General features: G+C 70.3%; 17 protein-coding genes and 1 tRNA gene. 12 read left to right on the forward strand and 6 right to left on the reverse strand.

Annotated elements, in window-relative coordinates; translation table 11 throughout:
• Positions 1-194 precede the first annotated feature (194 nt).
• The 3 genes from WH85_RS40465 (at position 195) to WH85_RS40475 (ending at position 2,612) form a co-directional block, all read left to right on the forward strand.
• Positions 195-719 (forward strand): BBE domain-containing protein, encoded by a 525-nt coding sequence (locus tag WH85_RS40465; RefSeq protein ID WP_045747472.1) that lies wholly within the window; start codon positions 195-197, stop codon positions 717-719.
• 199 nt (positions 720-918) lie between these two features.
• On the forward strand, positions 919-2,046 hold the full coding sequence (locus WH85_RS40470) for a sensor histidine kinase (RefSeq protein ID WP_211275598.1): 1,128 nt from the start codon (positions 919-921) through the stop codon (positions 2,044-2,046).
• The gene (locus tag WH85_RS40475; protein ID WP_045747473.1) at positions 2,043-2,612 is read left to right on the forward strand and encodes a response regulator; all 570 of its coding nucleotides are present in this window, start codon (positions 2,043-2,045) and stop codon (positions 2,610-2,612) included. The genes WH85_RS40470 and WH85_RS40475 overlap by 4 nt, the downstream gene beginning before the upstream one ends.
• Positions 2,613-2,784: 172 nt before the next feature.
• On the opposite strand, the gene WH85_RS40480 is transcribed toward WH85_RS40475, so the two are convergent.
• Positions 2,785-3,723, reverse strand: coding sequence for a LysR family transcriptional regulator (locus tag WH85_RS40480; protein WP_045747474.1), 939 nt, complete (start codon positions 3,721-3,723; stop codon positions 2,785-2,787).
• Between the two features lie 201 nt (positions 3,724-3,924).
• On the opposite strand from WH85_RS40480, the gene WH85_RS40485 reads away from it, so the two are divergent.
• Genes WH85_RS40485 through WH85_RS40500 form a run of 4 tightly spaced genes read left to right on the forward strand, consistent with a single transcriptional unit; the run spans position 3,925 to position 7,656 of the window.
• On the forward strand, positions 3,925-5,097 hold the full coding sequence (locus tag WH85_RS40485) for an epoxide hydrolase family protein (RefSeq protein WP_045747475.1): 1,173 nt from the start codon (positions 3,925-3,927) through the stop codon (positions 5,095-5,097).
• Complete coding sequence (locus WH85_RS40490; RefSeq protein WP_045747476.1) at positions 5,094-5,942, forward strand: SDR family NAD(P)-dependent oxidoreductase; 849 nt, start codon at positions 5,094-5,096, stop codon at positions 5,940-5,942. Before WH85_RS40485 ends, WH85_RS40490 begins: the two co-directional genes overlap by 4 nt.
• Positions 5,939-7,291, forward strand: coding sequence for a fumarylacetoacetate hydrolase family protein (locus WH85_RS40495; RefSeq protein WP_063775600.1), 1,353 nt, complete (start codon positions 5,939-5,941; stop codon positions 7,289-7,291). The genes WH85_RS40490 and WH85_RS40495 overlap by 4 nt, the downstream gene beginning before the upstream one ends.
• A gap of 2 nt (positions 7,292-7,293) precedes the next feature.
• Positions 7,294-7,656 (forward strand): MFS transporter, encoded by a 363-nt coding sequence (locus WH85_RS40500; protein WP_045747477.1) that lies wholly within the window; start codon positions 7,294-7,296, stop codon positions 7,654-7,656.
• Between the two features lie 198 nt (positions 7,657-7,854).
• On the opposite strand, the gene WH85_RS40505 is transcribed toward WH85_RS40500, so the two are convergent.
• Positions 7,855-8,688 (reverse strand): SDR family oxidoreductase, encoded by an 834-nt coding sequence (locus tag WH85_RS40505; protein WP_045747478.1) that lies wholly within the window; start codon positions 8,686-8,688, stop codon positions 7,855-7,857.
• Between the two features lie 117 nt (positions 8,689-8,805).
• Between WH85_RS40505 and WH85_RS40510 the strand changes: the two genes are divergently transcribed.
• Complete coding sequence (locus tag WH85_RS40510) at positions 8,806-9,408, forward strand: TetR/AcrR family transcriptional regulator (protein ID WP_045747479.1); 603 nt, start codon at positions 8,806-8,808, stop codon at positions 9,406-9,408.
• A 253-nt stretch (positions 9,409-9,661) separates the two neighbouring features.
• Positions 9,662-10,993: a CotH kinase family protein gene (locus tag WH85_RS40515; protein ID WP_045747493.1), complete on the forward strand. Its 1,332-nt coding sequence runs from the start codon at positions 9,662-9,664 to the stop codon at positions 10,991-10,993.
• Positions 10,994-11,066: 73 nt separating this feature from the next.
• Here WH85_RS40515 and WH85_RS40520 read toward each other — a convergent pair whose 3' ends face one another.
• Positions 11,067-13,199, reverse strand: a complete 2,133-nt coding sequence (locus WH85_RS40520) for a hypothetical protein (RefSeq protein ID WP_045747494.1) — start codon at positions 13,197-13,199, stop codon at positions 11,067-11,069.
• Between the two features lies 1 nt (position 13,200).
• Positions 13,201-13,273 (reverse strand) — tRNA-Leu (locus WH85_RS40525).
• Between the two features lie 74 nt (positions 13,274-13,347).
• Between WH85_RS40525 and WH85_RS47840 the strand changes: the two genes are divergently transcribed.
• Positions 13,348-13,827 carry a BLUF domain-containing protein gene (locus tag WH85_RS47840; protein WP_083449640.1) on the forward strand — a complete coding sequence of 160 codons (480 nt, stop codon included), beginning with the start codon at positions 13,348-13,350 and terminating at the stop codon, positions 13,825-13,827.
• 18 nt (positions 13,828-13,845) lie between these two features.
• Here the strand turns inward: WH85_RS47840 and WH85_RS40535 are convergent, their stop codons facing one another.
• Together WH85_RS40535 and WH85_RS40540 are read right to left on the reverse strand one after the other, a co-directional pair.
• A complete protein-coding gene (locus WH85_RS40535; protein WP_157411532.1) occupies positions 13,846-14,148 on the reverse strand; it encodes a hypothetical protein in 303 nt (100 codons plus the stop codon).
• 86 nt (positions 14,149-14,234) lie between these two features.
• On the reverse strand, positions 14,235-15,017 hold the full coding sequence (locus tag WH85_RS40540) for an SDR family NAD(P)-dependent oxidoreductase (protein WP_045747481.1): 783 nt from the start codon (positions 15,015-15,017) through the stop codon (positions 14,235-14,237).
• 689 nt (positions 15,018-15,706) lie between these two features.
• Here WH85_RS40540 and WH85_RS52545 point away from each other — a divergent pair.
• Together WH85_RS52545 and WH85_RS40550 are read left to right on the forward strand one after the other, a co-directional pair.
• Positions 15,707-16,669 carry an AfsR/SARP family transcriptional regulator gene (locus tag WH85_RS52545; protein ID WP_052721156.1) on the forward strand — a complete coding sequence of 321 codons (963 nt, stop codon included), beginning with the start codon at positions 15,707-15,709 and terminating at the stop codon, positions 16,667-16,669.
• A 51-nt stretch (positions 16,670-16,720) separates the two neighbouring features.
• Positions 16,721-17,197, forward strand: coding sequence for a VOC family protein (locus WH85_RS40550; RefSeq protein WP_052721157.1), 477 nt, complete (start codon positions 16,721-16,723; stop codon positions 17,195-17,197).
• Positions 17,198-17,471: the final 274 nt, after the last annotated feature.

Genomic DNA, 17,471 nt, shown 5'->3' on the forward strand with positions numbered 1-17,471 from the left:
GAACTTGAAAGCCCGCTTCACCGTGCGCTTGGACATACCTCACATGTTAGCACGCTTGTTTGTAACCGATCTTGCGGGCAGGCTGCGGGTAGACGCCGACTTCGCCTTGACGGCGAATCGGCTACCCCTGACCTGCTCCGCAGGAATCCGTTTCCTCTCCGGCCTGAAGGCCGGAGTATCCACGGAGACATCTGATGACCTGGCCGGGCACCGGCGAGTCGGGCGACGCGACCAGCCGCCGCTACAAGATCAAGGCAGGTTGTCTGCGCCGCTCGATGACCCCGTATCAGATCGCCGCGGTGCACCGGCACCTCACCGACGACAGCGGGACGGCCGACGCGAGCGTCCTGCTGATCGGCTACGGCGGGCAGGTCCGCGCGGTGCCGCCGGGGCAGACCGCCGTGGCCCAGCGGGACGTGGTGATGAAGGCCGTCTACCAGACGGCGTGGTCAGACGAGTCCGACGACGCCGCCCGGCTGGCCTGGGTCCGCGAGCTGTACCGCGACGTCTACGGCGAGACCGGCGGCGTCCCGGTGCCCGGCGAGGTCAACGACGGCTCCTACATCAACTATCCGGACGTGGACCTGCTCGACCCGGCGTGGAACACCTCCGGGGTGTCCGCCCACCAGCTCTACTACAAGGACGACCTGCCCCGCCTGCGGCGGATGAAGGCGCGATGGGATCCACGTGGGACGTTCCGGCACGCTCTGTCCCTCTGATGCTTCCCATCTCGTACGCGCTGCTGACCGTCCTCGCCGCCGGGACCGTGTTGCTGCGCCGCGCGGACGGGCAGTCCCCGGCCGGCGACCTGATCCTGTGCGCGGGCGTCGCGGTGTGGCTGCTCGGGCTGCGGTGGATGCGGCAGCGGACGCCGGCGCTGTTCGTCGCCGGGCTGATCGTGCTCGTCGGGCTCTGGTGGTGCGCGCGCCGCTGTTCGGGTTGTTCACCCCGGTCCCCTACTTCTACGCGTTCAGCCTGCTCGCCTGGCCCGGGCAGCTCACCGGGGTCGCCGCGACGGCCGTGGTCGCGGGTCTCGCCCAGGCGTCGACCATCGACGAGAGCACCCCGGCGGGCCGGCTCCTGGTCGCCGCGGTGATCGCCGCGAACATGCTGCCGCTGCTCGGGTTCGCCTGGTTCCTGCAACGCTACGAGCAGCGCAACGAGGAACGGGTGCGAGCCTTGGCCGCGGCGCGGACGGCCAACGAACGGCTACGGACGGCGACAGCCGAAGCACGGGAGGCCAACGTACGGCTGCGTGAGTCGCTGGCCGAGAACGAGGCACTGCAGGAGCAACTCGTCGCGAGAGCCCGCGAGGACGGCGTCCGGGACGAACGCCGGCGGATGGCCCGCGAGATCCACGACACGCTGGCGCAGGGGCTGACCGGCATCATCAGCCAACTCCGGGCGGCCGAGCACGCCGGCGACGACCCACCGGTACGCCGTCGGCATGTCGTCGCCGCCGCCGACCTGGCCCGCGAGAGCCTCGCCGAGGCGCGCCGCTCGGTGCACGCGCTGCGCCCGGAGCCGTTGCGGACCGCCCGGCTCGGTGAGGCCCTGGCCGGGGTGTCCGCCCGGTGGTCGCGGCTGCATGGCGTCCCGGTCCGGTTCACCACCACCGGCAACCCGCGGGAACTGCCGCCGGACGCCGACATCGCGCTGCTGCGGGCGGCACAGGAGGCCCTGAGCAATGTCGCCCGGCACGCGGCGGCGGGGCGCGTGGGTGTGACACTGTCGTACATGGATGCCGAGGTCGCCCTGGACGTCCGCGACGACGGCAGAGGTTTCACCCCGGCCCCGACCACGCGACCGGACGCAGGCCCCGGGCTGCCCTCCGCGGACGCAGGGCCCGGGCTGCCCTCCGCGGAGGCGGGCTTCGGGCTGGTCGCGATGCGCCAGCGAATCGAGGCGCTGGACGGCACGGTGGAGATCGAGTCGGAGCCCGGTTCCGGCACGGGCATCTCGGTCCGCGTCCCCGCGCTTCCCGGGACGGGGCACGGGCCGGACGTGCCGATGGACAGCGACGCGCCGGTGGGGGAAGTTCGATGAGTCGCGTTCGGCTGATGATCGTCGACGACCATCCGATCGTGCGGGACGGGCTGATCAGCCTGTTCGCCCGTGAGCCGGAGTTCGAGGTGGTCGGGGAGGCGGGCGACGGCGCGGAGGCGGTCCGGCTGGCCGCGGTGTGCGAACCCGACGTGATCCTGATGGACCTGCGGATGCCCGGCGTCGACGGGGTGACCGCGATCCGGCAGCTCACCGAGGCCGGTTCCACGGCGAAGGTGCTGGTGCTGACCACCTACGACACCGACAGCCACGTGCTGCCGGCGATCGAGGCGGGGGCGGTCGGCTACCTGCTCAAGGACGCGGACCGCGACGCGCTGCTGCGGGCGGTCCGTGCCACGGCCCGCGGCGAGGCGGTGCTCGCGCCGACCGCGGCGGCCCTGCTGATGAACCGGGTCCGGTCGTCGGCGACCGGACTGCTCAGCCGTCGCGAGCTGGAGGTCCTGCGCCTCGTGGCGGGCGGCGCGACCAACCGTGCCGCGGCCACGAAACTGTTCGTCACCGAGGCCACCGTGAAGTTGTGGGCTCTCACTGAGTTTGATCCGTGCTGAGCGTCGCTGAGATGCGGCGGATCAGATTCGGTGAGAGAAGCGTATGCCGCCTTGTCTCACCGAATCTGATCCGGGCCGGCAGGCGGTCACCTGATGCTCTGGGCGAGGTAGGGCACCGCGAGGGCGGTGGCGATACTTCCGAACTTCCGAGGAGCAGGCGTCGGGCGGGGATTCAAGCCTGCGCCGATGCCGTCACCTGGTCGCCTGACTGGGTTACGCCGGTGAGGGTAGCTTCGGCGATCTTGCGGAAGCTGGTGACGAGCCGGTTGCGGTCGCCGGCTCGGGTGGCCAGGACGATCTGGCTCGGTTCGACGCCGTGCAGTGGGACGGTGGTCAGGCCCGGGTGCAGCCCGGTTGCCGGGTCTAAGGGCGGGCCGATTGCCACCGCCGCACCGGCGGCGATGAGTTCGTGTTTGTCCTCTAGTGCCTCGACCAGCGGGCCCGCGGGGGCCGGCTGGCCGTCGGGGCGGGGGTCGATGCGCCAGTAGGCGTTGAGCTGGGGGTCGCCTTGGCGTACTTGTGGGAGGGGTTCGTCGGCGATGTCGTCGAGGGTGACTGCATCCCTGCCGGCGAGGCGGTGGTCGTGGGAGACGACCAGTACGCGGGGCTCGTCGTAGAGGACGGTGACGCGCAGCCGGTCGGTGGGGAACGGCAGGCGGGTTATCACCGCGTCCACCCGGTGCTCCAGCAGCGCGCCGCGGGATTCGTTCCAGGCCAGGAGCCGAGTGCGGACTTCGGCGTCGGGGTGGTGGCGGCGCATCGCCCGGACGGCGTTGGTGATGACGAGACCCTTGGTGTAGCCGATGGTGACGGTCGCGGGCCGGGCTGCAGCCCGGGTCCGCGCCATCGCCTCGGTCGCTGTTCGCAGCAGTCCGGCGGCCAAGGGCAGAAAGACCTCGCCAGCTTCGGTGAGCCTGCTGCCGTGTGTGGTGCGGTCGAGCAGGCGGACACCGAGTTGCTGTTCGAGGCGCCGGATCTGGCGGCTCAGCGACGGCTGGGTGGTGCGCAGGGCCTCGGCGGCACGGCCGAAATGCTGATGTTCGGCGATGACGGTGAAGCACTGCACGAGTCGCAGGTCCAGGTCGATGGCTGCTGGAAAAGGTTCGACCACTTGATCAGTCTAGATTGCGCCGACGCCCGTCGGTAATACGAAAAGTGTATTAGCAGATGCGGAAGAGTCATTGGACGAGGCGGCGGCAGGAGCGGCATCGTGGAGGAGCCCGCCCGGCGTGATCACCCGGGCCGGGCCTTCCGGCTTTGCGCCGCCGGTCACAGCGAGCGCAGATCCATCGCTCAACCCGAGGAAACCCCCATGCCATCCAGCACCATCGGCTTCGTGCTGCCCAGCCCACAGGGCGACAGCGTCGCGCCGTTCAACGTTCAGGTCGCGGACAACGCCTTGAACGACCTGACCGACCGTATCCTGCGGACCCGCTGGGCCGACCCCGAGACCGTTCCCGACGACAGTCAGGGCGTACCGCTCGACAAGCTGCGTCAGCTGCTGGACTACTGGGCCGGCGGCTACGACTGGCGCAAGCTCGAAGCACGGCTCAACGAGCTGGGCCAGTTCCGCACCACGATCGACGGCCTCGGCATCCATTTCATGCAGGTACGCTCGCCGCACCTAAATGCGACGCCGTTGCTGCTGCTGCACGGGTGGCCGGGCTCGTTCCTGGAGTTCGTGAAGGCAATCGGCCCGCTCACCGATCCCACCGCGCACGGCGGGACGGCTGCTGACGCCTTCCACGTGGTGATCCCGTCGATGCCCGGATATGGGTTCTCCGACCGGCCGACCAGCACCGGCTGGGATCCCGACCGGATCGCGCGCACGTACGACGTACTCATGAAGCGTCTCGGTTTCGATTCGTACCTCGCCCAGGGCGGTGACTGGGGTGGGGTCGTAGCGACCCGGCTGGGCAAGCTGCGGCCGCAGGGCCTGCACGGTGTGCACCTGAACTTCCCGGAGTTCCTCGCCGCGCCGCCGGCCGGTGACGAGCCGACCTCCGAGGAGCAGGCTGCGCTCGCTCAGGGTGGCCTGTTCTTCCAGCAGCACGGCGGCTATCACGTCCTGCAGCGCACCAAGCCGCAGACCATTGGGTACGCCCTGACCGATTCCCCGGCCGGGCAGGCCGCCTGGATCTACGAGAAGTTCCTGGCCTGGGCCGACCTGGACGTGCTGAGCACCGACGAGATCCTCGACCACATCACCCTGTACTGGCTGACCGGAACCGCCACGTCGTCTGCCCGCCTGTACTGGGAGTACGCCCAGCAGCCCCCCGCCCTCACCGAACTGGACCTGCCGGTAGGTGTCAGCGTCTTCCCAAAGGAGCTGACCCGCACCCCGCGCATCTGGGCCGAACGCGCCTACCACGACCTGCGCTACTTCAACGACGACATCGCCGCCGGCGGCCACCACGCCGCACTGGAACAGCCCCAGCTGTTCACCGAGGAGATCCGCAGGTTCGCCCGGACGGTGAACCGGTGAAGACCGTCATGATCACCGGCGGCACGGACGGCATCGGCCGCGCCCTCGGCCTGGATCGTCTCGACCGCGGCGACCATGTCGTCATCGTCGGCACCAACCGGGACAAGGGCGAGAGTTTCCTGGCCGATGCCCAGCGCAAGGGCGCCCGGGATCGAGCCGACTTCATCCAGGCCGATCTCGAACTCATCGACGAGAACAACCGCCTCGTCGCCGAACTCGAGGCACGCCTCGATCGCCTGGATCTGCTGGTGCTGGGTGCCCGCTTCCAGCGGGTGAGGCGAACCGAGACCGCGGACGGCCTGGAGTCCAACTTCGCGTTGTCCTACTTGAGCCGATTCATGCTCAGCCACGGTCTGCGGAGTCTGCTGGACCGCACGGACGATCCGGTCGTACTCAACTTCGGCGGGGCTGGCGGCTTCGGGGCCCCGCAGTGGGATGACCTGCAGCAGCGAAAGCGCTACCACTTCATCGCGGCCATGATTCACGCCGGCACCCTGAACGCTCTGCTGGCGGTCGATCTCGTCGGGCGGTATCCCGGGTCGCGTACCCGTTACGTGAACAACTTCCCCGGCACCGTGGCGACGAGCTTCGCCGGGGACTACCACGACGACCCGGTGGTGGCCGGGCAGATCGCCATGCTCCGGCGGACCGCCAAGCCCATCGCGGCGGCCCTGACCGAGATCACGCCGTTTCTGGAGGCACCGGGTCCCGGTCGGATCACCGCCGTCAGTGAGGGCCGGGCCATCCCGCTCGACCCGGCGGTGTCCTCGCCGGCCGACGCTACCCGCCTGTACCAGTACACCCGAGAAGTGCTCTCCACACGAGATGAGGTTTCCCAGCGATGAGGTGGGTCAGTTACCGGTCCTTCGACGGAAGTGAACGCTGTGGCCTGGTCGAGGACGGCAAGATCCTCGGCCACACCGCCGGTATCACGCTGCTGGACCTGCTGCGCTCCGGCGAAGGCCTCGAGGCGGCCGGTGCGCTGCTGCGCTCGAACCCGGCCGAGGTCGTGGATCTGTCCTGGGCCGACATCCTGGCGCCGATCCCGGTGCCACCCTCGGTCCGTGACTTCGCCGCCTTCGAACGGCACATCAGCAACACGAGCCGCGTCGCGACCGGCGATCCCACGGTCAGCCCTGTTTGGTATGAGGAACCGGTCTTCTATTTCTCCAACCCGGCCGCGATCCGGGGTCCGCGCGACAACGTCGCCATGCCCTCGCGCACGTCGCAGTGGGACTACGAGGTGGAAGTCGCCGCCGTGATCGGCGACGACTGCTCCGACCTGGACCCCGACACGGCCGAGCGGCACATCGCCGGCTATCTCGTCTACTGCGACTGGAGTGCTCGCGACATCTCCGGCCGGGAGATGGGCTTCGTGTTCGGCCCGTCCAAGAGCAAGGATGCCGCCACGAGCCTCGGCCCGTACCTGGTCACACCAGACGAGCTGGAGCCGCACCGCTCGGGCAAGGGCTACACCCTGGCGATGAACGGCTCCGTCGGCGGTGAGCAGTATGGTGGCGGTAGCTGGGACGAGATCCACTGGTCGTTCGGCGAGCTGCTGGCACACGCTTCCCGGGACACCACGCTGCGCGCCGGTGACATCATCGCCAGCGGCCCCGTCGGCAACGGCTGCATCCTCGAACTGTCCGAACAGCACCCTTATCTCACGCCCGGCGACATCGTGCGCGTCGAGGTCGAGCAGCTCGGCGCGGTCCAGGCCCGCGTCGTCGACAAAACCGACGCGTTCGTACCGGAAATGACTATCTCCCGCAGCATCGAGATCGCCGCCCCGCCCGCGGCCGTGTTCGACGTGATCGCGGATCCCCGCCGGCACGGCGAGTTCGACGGCTCCGGCACGGTCGGCACCGTCATCGCCGGCCCTGAGCGTCTGACCCTGGGCGCGGAGTTCACCGTCGCCATGGTGCAGTTCGACGTTCCCTACGAGGTGACCAACACGGTCCTGGAGTACGACGAGAACCGGCTTATCGCCTGGGCCCACCCCGGCCAGCACCGCTGGCGCTATGAACTCGAACCGATCGAGGGCGGCACCCGGGTCACCGAGACCTGCGACTTCACCACCTCACCGCGAGGTGAGCTGGTCGCCGCGTCCGACTGGGGCCGCCGCGACGCCGAAGGCATCGAGAAGACCCTGCCCCGGCTCAAAGCGCTCGTCGAGAAGAACCGCCCCCGGTGAGCATGCCGACGAAGAATCTGCGGTTGCTAGATCTGCTGATCCTCGCGACCGGAACGTTCACCCTCGGCGTCGACGGGCTCGTGCTTTCCGGTCTGCTGCCACAGGTGGCCGCCGACCTGGACGTATCCGTCAGTACGGCCGGGCAGCTCACCACACTGTTCGCCGTCTTCTACGCAGTCGGGTCCCCGCTGATCGCCGCCCTGACCGGAAACTGGGATCGGCGAGTGCTGCTGGGTACCGGCATGGCGGTCTTCATCGTCGGCATGGTGCTGCAAGCCGCTGGGCCCAGCTTCGCGGTCGTGGCCGTGGACCTCCGGAGCCATGAGCTGCAGGTATGGCGCTCAGCCGCAGCTGGTAGCTGGTAGCTGGTACGACCTTGCCTGGGTGACTGGTGTTGAACAGCGCGTTTGACACCAGTCACCCAGGCCCTGTGTCGAGCGGCCCGGCGCGTCCGAACGGCGACGTGCACGGCGAGATGCCGCCGGTCGAGGGCGGCAGCCGCTCGGCCCCCACGATGGCCGAGCCGGGGCACGAAGGGCATGCGCAGCGATCCCCTGATCGGCTCAGCGGAAGTCGGCCGCGTGGTCGCGGGCCCAGTCGGCGAAGGTCAGCGCGGGCCGGCCCAGCAGCCCGGGGACGGCATCGACCGCCACCTCGGCGGGCAGCTGCGGCACGCTGCCGCCGGTCTGGAGCAGACGGTCGACGACCGGCGCGGGCAGCTGTGTGAGCAGGTCGGCGCGGTAGGTGTCGACGTCGATCTCCGCCAGGCGCACCGGCTCGCCGAGCGCCTCGGCGATCGCGGCGACCTGGTCACGGATGGTCACCGGGCCCGCGCCGAGCACTGGATATGCGGCATTGCGGGGGTCGTCCAGCAGGGCGTGCACCGCCACCGCGGCGATGTCACGCTCGTGCACCGGTGCGGTGATCGCGTCCGGGAACGCGGTGCGCAGCACGCGATCGGTGCGGATTGACCGCCAGCGCAGCGCGTTCGTCGCGAAGTAGCCGGGCCGCACGAATGTCCGGCCGAGGCCGGCGTCGTCCAGCGCCCGTTCCGCCGCGCGGTGCTGTGCGGCGATCGGGTTGGTGGCGGCGTCCGCGGCCAGCACGGAGCCGGAGGACAGCAGGACCACGTGCTCCACCCCGGCCTTGCGGGCCGCCGCCGCGAACTCGGTCGCGGTCGCCGGATGCGCGTAGAGGAACACCGTGCGGACATCGGCCAGCGCCTCCGGGAACGTGCTCGGATCGGCCAGGTCGGCGCGCACCACCTCGGCGCCGCGGGGGAACTCCCCGGGCCGCGGGGTGCGGCTGGACGCCCGCACGGTTGCGCCGGCGGCCAGCAGTCCGTCCAGTACGGCGGCGCCCACGTGTCCTCGGGCGCCGGTCACCAGGATGGTCATGATCAAACCCTCTTCCGTCGGGAACGGGGTTCAGGTTACATAATTTGAATTCTGTTACCAAGGGATGGCCGGGCACTATGCTGGCGGGATGTCCAGCCTGCTGAGCGGTGAGGTCTGATGCGCGCCGGTGGGCCGCTCGACGCGGAGATGATCCTGTCCGCCACTGAGGATGTGCTGCGCCGCCACGGGCCCGCCAAGGCGACCGTGGTCGACGTGGGCAGGGCACTCGGCGTCAGCCACGCCGCCGTCTACAAGCACTTCCCGTCGAAGACGGCGCTGCGCGAGGCGGTCTCCCGGCGCTGGCTGAACCAGGACCGCGACGCCCTGGCCGCGATCGCGGGTGACAGCGAGATCCCGCCGCGGCAACGGTTGCGGAGCTGGCTCGCCGCCCTGCTGGCGGCGAAGCGCGCGAAGGCGCACGACGATCCGGAACTGTTCGCGGCGTACCGCATCCTGGTCACCGAGAACAGCGACGCGGCGGCCGAGCACGTGGCCGATCTGCTGCGCCAGTTGCAGGGCATCCTCGCCGACGGCGTCACCAGCGCCGTGTTCCGGGACGCCGACCCGGCCGAGCTGGCCCTGGCCGTCTTCTCGGCCACCACCCGCTTCCACCACCCCGCCCACACCGGCGACTGGCAGACCCCCGGCGTCGAGGACGAACTCGACGCCGTGTGCACCCTGCTGATCGACGGCCTGGGTCACCCCGACGTTCACCCGTGAGAGCTACGGGCAAGTGCCCCGTTTCGGCGACGATCGGGCGGGGGCGCGTCCGTAGCGTTTCGGGTGTCGGCAGGACACGCGAAACGCGGAACAGGTGCCCGGCACCCCCAACGGAGCGTGTGGGTGGACTGCCACCGGTGCCGACGCCTTGCGCCGCGGACTGCGGGCCCGGGGCGCTCCGAGCGACCTGTTGCCAGTCGATCCACAGGTGCAGCACAACGGAGTCCTGAACGCGGACGTTTTCCTTGCGTTCATGAATTCGTTGCCGCGCAGTGGGCTGTCGCGCCGGGCCTTCGGGGCCGGCCTCATCGGAGCGCTCGGGATCGCCGTGCTCGCGGGATGCGCGGAGGAGAGCGCGTCGGCGGAAGGGAGCACGACGTCGGCCGACGGGCTGTTCGACACCGGCACGGTGCATGACATCGATGTGACGTTCGAGCAGGCCGATTACGACGAGATGATCGCGGCGTACCTCGACAACGGCGACAAGGGGTGGATCTCCTCGTCGATGACGATAGACGGGTCGGCGTACGAGAAAGTGGGTCTGCGCCTGAAGGGCAACTCGTCGCTGCGGAGCGTTTCCGCGTCGGCGGATCCGAAGGATCTGCCCTGGCTGGTGCGGCTGGACAAGTATGTCGACGGGCAGGCGCACGAGGGCTACACCGATTTTGTCATCCGATCGAACAACACGTCGACGGCGCTGAACGAGGCCGTGGCGCTCGACCTGCTCGGCAAGGCGGGACTGGCCACCCAGGCCGCGATGTCGCTGCGCCTGAGCGTGAACGGCGGCGACGAGGTGCTGCGGCTGGCCGTCGAGAACCCGGACGACACCTGGGACGCGGCCAATTTCGCGTCGGCGGGCATTCTCTACAAGGCCGAGGCGGACGGCGACTACAGCTACCGGGGTGAGGACGCGGCCGATTACGAGGACGTGTTCGACCAGGAGACCGACGACGACGATCCGAACCTGGTGCCGCTGATCGCATTCCTCAAGTTCATCAACGAGTCGGACGACGCCACGTTCGGTTCGGATCTGGGTGAGCACCTGGACGTCGATGCTTTCGCGACGTATCTGGCGTTCGAGGAACTGGTCGCCAACTCGGACGACATCGACGGTCCGGGCAACAATTCGTATCTGCGCTACACGACGGAGAAGACACAGTTCACGGTGGTCGCCTGGGACCACAACCTGGCGTTCGGCGGCATGGGCGGCGGTGGCGGGCGCGGCGGTGCACCGGGCGGCGGGGCGATGCCGAGCGGCGGCGCCATGCCGAGCGGGGCTCCGGGTGGCAACGACCAGAAACAAGGCGACCAGAAGCAGAACGGTCAGGGACAGAACGGCCAGAAGCAGGGCGGCCCCGGCGGACGAAGCAACATCCTGGTCGAACGCTTCAAGGCGAACAAGACCTTCGCCGCGCTCTTCGCCACCGCGCAGACTGATCTGAAAGCGTCGCTGTACACCAGCGGCGAGGCGGCGAAACTCCTCGAGGCGCGGGCGTCCGTGTTGACCGCGCAGGCCGCCGACCTGGTCACCGCCGACACCGTCACGCAGGAGTCCGCCACCATCTCCGCCTACTTCACGAAGTGATCAGAACAAACGACCAGGACCGAGGGATCGGAACGCGGTGATCAGCGGCGGGCCGCCCATCGGAACGCGGTGATCAGCGGCGGGCCGCCCATCCGAGGAGCTGCTGCTCACGGGTGAGGCGGCCGCCCGTGACGACACCGGCCAGGTCGTTCAGCGGGGCCTCGAGGCGGGACCGGGCAGACACCGGCGCCGCAGCGAGATCGGTGCGGCACTGCTCGACGACCGATGACGCGTCCACCCCGGGCAGAGACAGGAAGAAGATCAGCTGTCGCCACGCGTACGCCAGATCGCGCTGATCCCGACCGGACAGCCGGACCACCGACGCGAACGTCCGCCGTGCCACGGGAGCCCAGCCGTCCGCCGGGACGACACCCACCGCGTGCACGAGCGTCGCCAGGTTGTGGCTGGTCAGGATCTGCGCCTGCTCGATCACCATCCCGTTCTCGCCCACCGTCAGCCGGCCGCTGCGGGCCACCCCGGCACGGGCGTGACACCGTTCGCCGAAGTCCTGCCGGCGCAGCCCCGAGTATTCGATGTCGTAGTAACGCGCGTAGAGGCTCCCGGCCAGCAACTCACCGGCCAGGTCGGCGGCCCGCACGAACTTCGGCGTGAACCAGCCGGTGAAGATGTCGGCGGCGAGCTGCTCCACCCACGGCAGGTCCCGTCCGGCCTCGGTGGACAGCGCGGCGAGTTCCCTGATCAGCGGGTTCGGCAGCAGCGTCGCGGGGAAGCCGTCCACCGCCAGTTCCCCGAGCCGCCGCAGCGTGGCGAACGCCTCCTGGCGGGTGCCGTCACCAGCCTGCCGGTGCGGGCGCAACGCGTCGATCCACGGCAGTTCGGACAGCCGCACCTGATGCGCCAGGTCGACCAGGAGCAGCGACCGCCGCACGCGGAACGCCCGGTAGGAGGCCGCCACCAGCCTTTCCACAGCCTCATCGGGGTACGCCGCCGCGCTCGTCCGGGCCGCCAACTGGGGTACGAGTTCCGCGAGCACCTCGGCCGACGGCACCGCCCCGGAGCGCACCAGTTCGTCGACCGGCCCGGCCTGGGCCCGCCGCACGACCTGCCGGACCTCGTCGGGGATCGGCGTACCGGCGGGAATCCCGTGCGTGGCGGCCTCGGCGGCGGTCACCGGGGCGCAGACCGCCGCCACGTCCCGGATCCCGGAGTCCGGGTCGAGTGCGGCGATCCGGGACACCACCACGCGGGCCAGCCGGTGCCGTCCGGGAATGCTCGCGATCCGCGCCTGACCGTCACGCAGCGCGGTGTGCCCGGCCGATCCGGGCCGTCCGCGCCGCGCCACCATCGACGTGATCACGTGGCGGAGCAGTCCGGCCTGCCGGGGCGCGAGTTCCTTGCCGGCGACGACGTGCCGGGCGGCGGATCGCAGGACGGCCAGGTTCTCCTTCGGATTGCGGTGTTTTCGGCACCGCGTGTACCGGCCGGCGAGCCGGTCGTAGCGGGCGAGCAGCGCCGTCGCCCGCTCCCGCCACTCGTCGTCGGCGGCAGACGGGCCGGCAGACGAGAAGCCGGCGGACAGCCACAGGGACAGGAACTCGTCGGCGAGCGGATTCCACACCGCCAGCGCCTCGCGCATCGCCTCGACCCGCTCGTTCGGTCGGCGCCCGGCCAGGGCGGCGCCCACCTCACCCGCGCTGGACCGCCACAGCACCTCCGGATCCTGCTCACCCACCGGACCGGGAGAGGGCACGAAACAGAGGCGATCGGCGAACGGCCCGATGCTGTCCAGCACACCCAGCGCGCCGGACCGGTCGCCGGCCCGCAGCAGCCACGCCACCACGAGCAGGGCCGCCTCCTCCGGCGTGCTCAGCCGGTAGGCACCACTGTCCAGCAGCGCACACAGCTCGGCCTGCCCCGCATCGGTCAAGAAGTGGGCGAACACCCGGCCCCGAAGGTCGCCGACCGCTGTCTCCTGTGGGCGCAGCGGTCCACCCGCCACCGGCTCCCCGGTCGCGAACCCGCCCTTGACCACGGTCGGCGTGACCCAGGCGGGATAACCGGCCATCGGGGTACGCGACCCGACGCGTACCCTGCCGGACGCCATCCCGGCCAGCACCCGCGACCAGCGCTCGACCCGTTTCCCGGCCCGCGCCCGGGTGGCCGGGTCCTCGTGCGTCGTCGCGGTGACGAACGCCGCCGCGAGCTGTCCCAACGGGTACGCCGTGCCGGGCTGTGTACTCTCCACGCCGGCGTGGCAGGTTCCGCCCCTGCTCCCTCCGGGTCCTGAGCCCGGTGCTCTGCTGATTGAGCTACACGCCGTATCCGCACGAACCTAGTGCACGGGTTCGGGCGTTCCACGACGGGCGTGTGCCCGTACGGCGTACGGTGCGAAGGTGACCTTGAGCCGGCTGATCTACATCAGCGCCAAGCCACCCCTGCCGTCCGGTGAGATCTTCGAGATCCAGCAGCAGGCGATGCGCAACAACGCACGCGACGAGCTGACCGGGGTGCTGCTGTTCAACCGCACCTGTTTCCTGCAGTGCCTGGAGGGCGAGCGGGTGACCGTGACCCGCACCTTCACCGTGATCGCCGCCGACGACCGCCACCACCGGGTCGAGCTGCTGTCGATGGCCGACACCGACCGGCGCGCGTACCCGGACTGGTCGATGGGACTACTCGACGTCGACTCCCCGGCGATCCGGGTGGTCCTCGACGAGGTGGTGCCGGGTGGGCTGCTCCCGGCGAACCTGTCCGGCGAGAACTCCCGGCTGCTGCTGGACCGGCTGCGTGGCGTACACCTGACGCGCCGGACCGCTGTCCTGCCGAGCCTGCGCCCGGCGGCCATGCCGGATCTCACCGCGCCGAACGCCTGACCGCCCCCGGGGGAAGGGTCAGGCGAACCGCACCGGTTCGTCCTCCACGTCGGCGCGGGTCCGCACGTCGACCACCGCCACCATGACCGGGGACCCCAGCCGGGTGTCGAAGGGCAGGTCCGGCACCGTCGCCGGACCGTCCTCGACGATGAGCAGGTCCCGGGTCGTGGGCGGGGTGGGCGGCTCGGTGACGGTGTCGACCACGAGCTCGGTCGTCCGGCCCTGCGCCCGCCCGGAGGCCTGCGCCGGGGCGGTGATCAGGCCGCCCATCGCCAGGCCGGTGATCGCGGCGAGCATGACTGACAGTGAACGCTTACGCATCGGACGACCCCTTCGTGAACCGGTGACGCTCTCCACGATCGGCCGCCGACCTGTGCCGCTCCTGTGCCCGGCGTGTGAGCTCGGTTCTACGCCGGCGCCATCGCCCGGGCCATCGCGGTCAGCGCGTCGCGGCGGGGCATCGCCCGGAGCCCCTCCATCGACTGCCGGTAGTGGTCGCTCGGCACGTGCAGGGGTTCGACGCCGAGATTGGCCAGGGCGCTGTCCACGACGGCCTCGGGCGACATCAGGTGGTGCAGGGTGGCCGGGTCGATACCCTGCTTCGCCGGGGCCTCGGTGTCGGTGGCGCCCGGGCACAGGGTCAGCACGTCGATGCCGGCCGGGGTCAGTTCGCCCCACAGCGCCTCGCCCAGCGCGATGACGTACGCCTTGCTCGCCGAGTAGACCGCGGAGTAGGGGCATCCGATCAGCCCCTCCACCGAGGCGGTGAACAGCAGCGCGCCGCGCCCCCGCCGCCGCAGCGCCGGGACGAGACCGTGGGCCAGCCGGGTGGGCACGGTGCAGTTCACCGTCTGCAGGTCGGCGAGGGCGCCGGGGTCACCGCTCTCGAAGGCCCCCTTGACCCCGAACCCGGCGTTGTTGACCACCATGCCGACGTCCAGGTCGCGGACCGCGTCGAGGATCCGGTCCGGCGCACCCGGATCGGTGAGGTCCTCGGGCAGGACGTGCACGCCGGTGCCGTGCTTCGCGGTGAGCTCGGCGGCCAGGTCCCGCAGCCGGTCGGCGCGACGGGCGACCAGCACGAGGTCGAGGCCGCGGGCGGCGAGCTCGACCGCGAAGGCCCGCCCGATACCGGACGACGCCCCGGTCACCAGCGCGACAGGTCCGTACCGGTGGGTGTAGTCGTTCACGGGTCCCCTTTTTAAGTCAATCGCTTGATCTAGTCAGTAGACCCTATAACCCTCCAAAAGCTTCCTTGTGTACGCGTACCGCCGCGCACCGTTCCACCAGCTGTTCGACGGCTCTGTCCGCTCGCTCCCTCCCTCCACCCACGCCACGTCGGCCCGCCCGCCCTCTGCTCTCGTCCCGCCCGCCCGTTCGCCCGCTAGACACCTAATGAGTCAGTCAGGGTCTGCCTCTGTGGTGATTTCGGGCGCTCAGCACGCCCGTATTCACCACACCCACAACAGCGTGGTGACTTGGGGCGTCCAGCGCGCCCGTATTCACCACACCACCAGGGGTGTGGTGAATTGGGGCGTCCAGCACGCCCGTATTCACCACACTCACAACAGCGTGGTGATTTCGGGCGTCCAGCGCGCCCGTATTCACCACACCGCCAGGGGTGTGGTGAATTGGGGCGTCCAGCGCGCCCGAAATCACCACGCGGATGGGCTTCGCACCCTGACCACGAAACGTGCCTAGCCCCGTTCGCCCGTTCGCCCGTTCGGCCGCTCGGCCGCTCGGCCGCTCGGCCGTTCACCCGTTCGCTCGGCCGCTCGGCCACGGGCGGGCGATTGGCCCGGCGGCAGGATGGGATTCACGATGCGGGTCGTTATGATGTTTCCGTCAGGTAAGCGCCGCCCGCCGGGGGAACAACGCGATGATCGGGAACTCGGCCGCCGCGCCTCTGCGTTTCACGATCCTCGGCCCGCTGCGTGCCTTCCGCGGCACCACGCCGGTCGACCTCGGGCCACCGAAACAGCAGGCCCTGCTCGCCCTGCTGCTGCTCAACGCCGGCCGCCCCGTCCCGATGCCCCGGATCATCGCCGTCCTCTGGGGCGGCGACCCACCCGACGGCGGCGCCGACGTGGTGCAACGGTTCGTCGGCGCGCTGCGCCGCACCCTCGGACCATCACTGATCAGATTCACCGAGAACGGGTACGTCCTGGACGCCCCCGAGGAGGCCGTCGACGCCGCCGTCTTCCTGACCGCATTGTCCCGGGCCCGCGACGGGCAGCACACCGACGACGTCAGGCAGGCGCTGGACCTCTGGCAGGGCGAACCCCTGGCCGGCCTGACCGGCCCGGTCTTCGCCCAGGCCCGAGCCCGCCTCATCGAGCAACACGCCGGCGCCGGCCGGCTGCTGGCAGCCCCCACCGGCAGCACCGCGACGCCCACCCCGCCCCACACCCCGTCATCCGAAATCCAGCCGCAGCCCGAGCCGGCTCCAGTCCCCAGTCCGACTCCGGCTCCGGTCACAGCCCCCACTCCGGCTCCGGTCACAGCCCCCACTCCGGCTCCGGCTCCGGCCCCGGCCCTGGCCCCGGCTTCGGCTTCGGCTCCAGCTTCGGCTCCGGCTTCGGCTTCGGCTTCGGCTTCGGCTTCGGTCCGCACCAGGGTGATGCCCGTCCCCGCACCCACCCGTCCGGCCCCGATCACACCGGCGCCGACCAGGCTGATGCCACCCGACCCGAGCCGCACCGGCCCACCCCCGACCAGAGCGATCGACAACGACGAGCCCGGGCACACCCGCCCGTTCCCTGTCGATCCGGCCTATCCCGATCCGGTGGACCCGTGGACCGGCCACGACCTGTTCCCACCGGATCCGACCGCCATGCCCTGAACCCGGCGACAACGGTCGGATTGTGGCCGCAATCGCTGCCAGGCTGCCCTGGTGATCGCATCCCACGGCGACAACGCCGCCCTCAACCCACTGGTGATCGTCGACGACGCCGCCGGTCTCATCCGGTTCGTCACCGCCGTCTTCGACGTGGCCGAGGTCCCCGAGGCCCGCACCCCGATGCCCGACGGCAAACTGATCCACTCCGAGATCCGCATCGGCACCGCCACCCTGGTGATCACCGACCGTCTCAAGGGCTGGCCCGCCCGTCCGGCCCTGCTCCAGGTCTGGGTGCACGACGTGACCGAGACCCTGGACCGCGCGTCGGCCCGCGGCGCCACCGTGATCACCCCGGCGACACCGTTCTACGGCGAGTGCACGCTCGGCCGGATGCTCGATCCGTGGCAGAACATCTGGTGGTTGTATGCCGCAGCGCCCGGCCAGCCCGACCCGCTCCCGCACTGGGAGGGCGGCTCCGACATCGTCTTCACCTCGCTCGACGAGGCGCTGCGGTCCCTGGCCGAGAATTAGACACGTTTCGCGGTCAAGGTCTGCGTGGTGATTTCGGGCGCGCTGGGCACCCGAAGTCACCACACCCGTGGCGGTGTGGTGATTACGGGCGTCGTGGGCACCCGAAATCACCACGCTCGGGTGGGTGTGGTGATTACGGGCGTCGTGGGCACCCGAAATCACCACGCTCGGGTGGGTGTGGTGACTTCGGGCGTGGTGGGCGACTGAAGTCGCCACGCGGACCCTGACGACGAAACGTGTCTGGAGGCGCGGCCCCGCAACCCTGACCGGAAGC

The organism is Actinoplanes rectilineatus (assembly GCF_000962825.1).
Classification (GTDB): domain Bacteria; phylum Actinomycetota; class Actinomycetes; order Mycobacteriales; family Micromonosporaceae; genus Actinoplanes; species Actinoplanes rectilineatus.

What these genes read in the sequence shown, in the direction of transcription:
- WH85_RS40535 (WP_157411532.1), bottom strand. Translation starts at nt 14,148, where the DNA reads ATGCGTAAGCGTTCACTGTCAGTCATGCTCGCCGCGATCACCGGCCTG.
- WH85_RS40510 (WP_045747479.1), top strand. Translation starts at nt 8,806, where the DNA reads ATGCGCGCCGGTGGGCCGCTCGACGCGGAGATGATCCTGTCCGCCACT.
- WH85_RS40515 (WP_045747493.1), top strand. Translation starts at nt 9,662, where the DNA reads ATGAATTCGTTGCCGCGCAGTGGGCTGTCGCGCCGGGCCTTCGGGGCC.
- WH85_RS40485 (WP_045747475.1), top strand. Translation starts at nt 3,925, where the DNA reads ATGCCATCCAGCACCATCGGCTTCGTGCTGCCCAGCCCACAGGGCGAC.
- WH85_RS40465 (WP_045747472.1), top strand. Translation starts at nt 195, where the DNA reads ATGACCTGGCCGGGCACCGGCGAGTCGGGCGACGCGACCAGCCGCCGC.
- WH85_RS40500 (WP_045747477.1), top strand. Translation starts at nt 7,294, where the DNA reads ATGCCGACGAAGAATCTGCGGTTGCTAGATCTGCTGATCCTCGCGACC.
- WH85_RS40475 (WP_045747473.1), top strand. Translation starts at nt 2,043, where the DNA reads ATGAGTCGCGTTCGGCTGATGATCGTCGACGACCATCCGATCGTGCGG.
- WH85_RS40495 (WP_063775600.1), top strand. Translation starts at nt 5,939, where the DNA reads ATGAGGTGGGTCAGTTACCGGTCCTTCGACGGAAGTGAACGCTGTGGC.
- WH85_RS52545 (WP_052721156.1), top strand. Translation starts at nt 15,707, where the DNA reads ATGATCGGGAACTCGGCCGCCGCGCCTCTGCGTTTCACGATCCTCGGC.
- WH85_RS40505 (WP_045747478.1), bottom strand. Translation starts at nt 8,688, where the DNA reads ATGACCATCCTGGTGACCGGCGCCCGAGGACACGTGGGCGCCGCCGTA.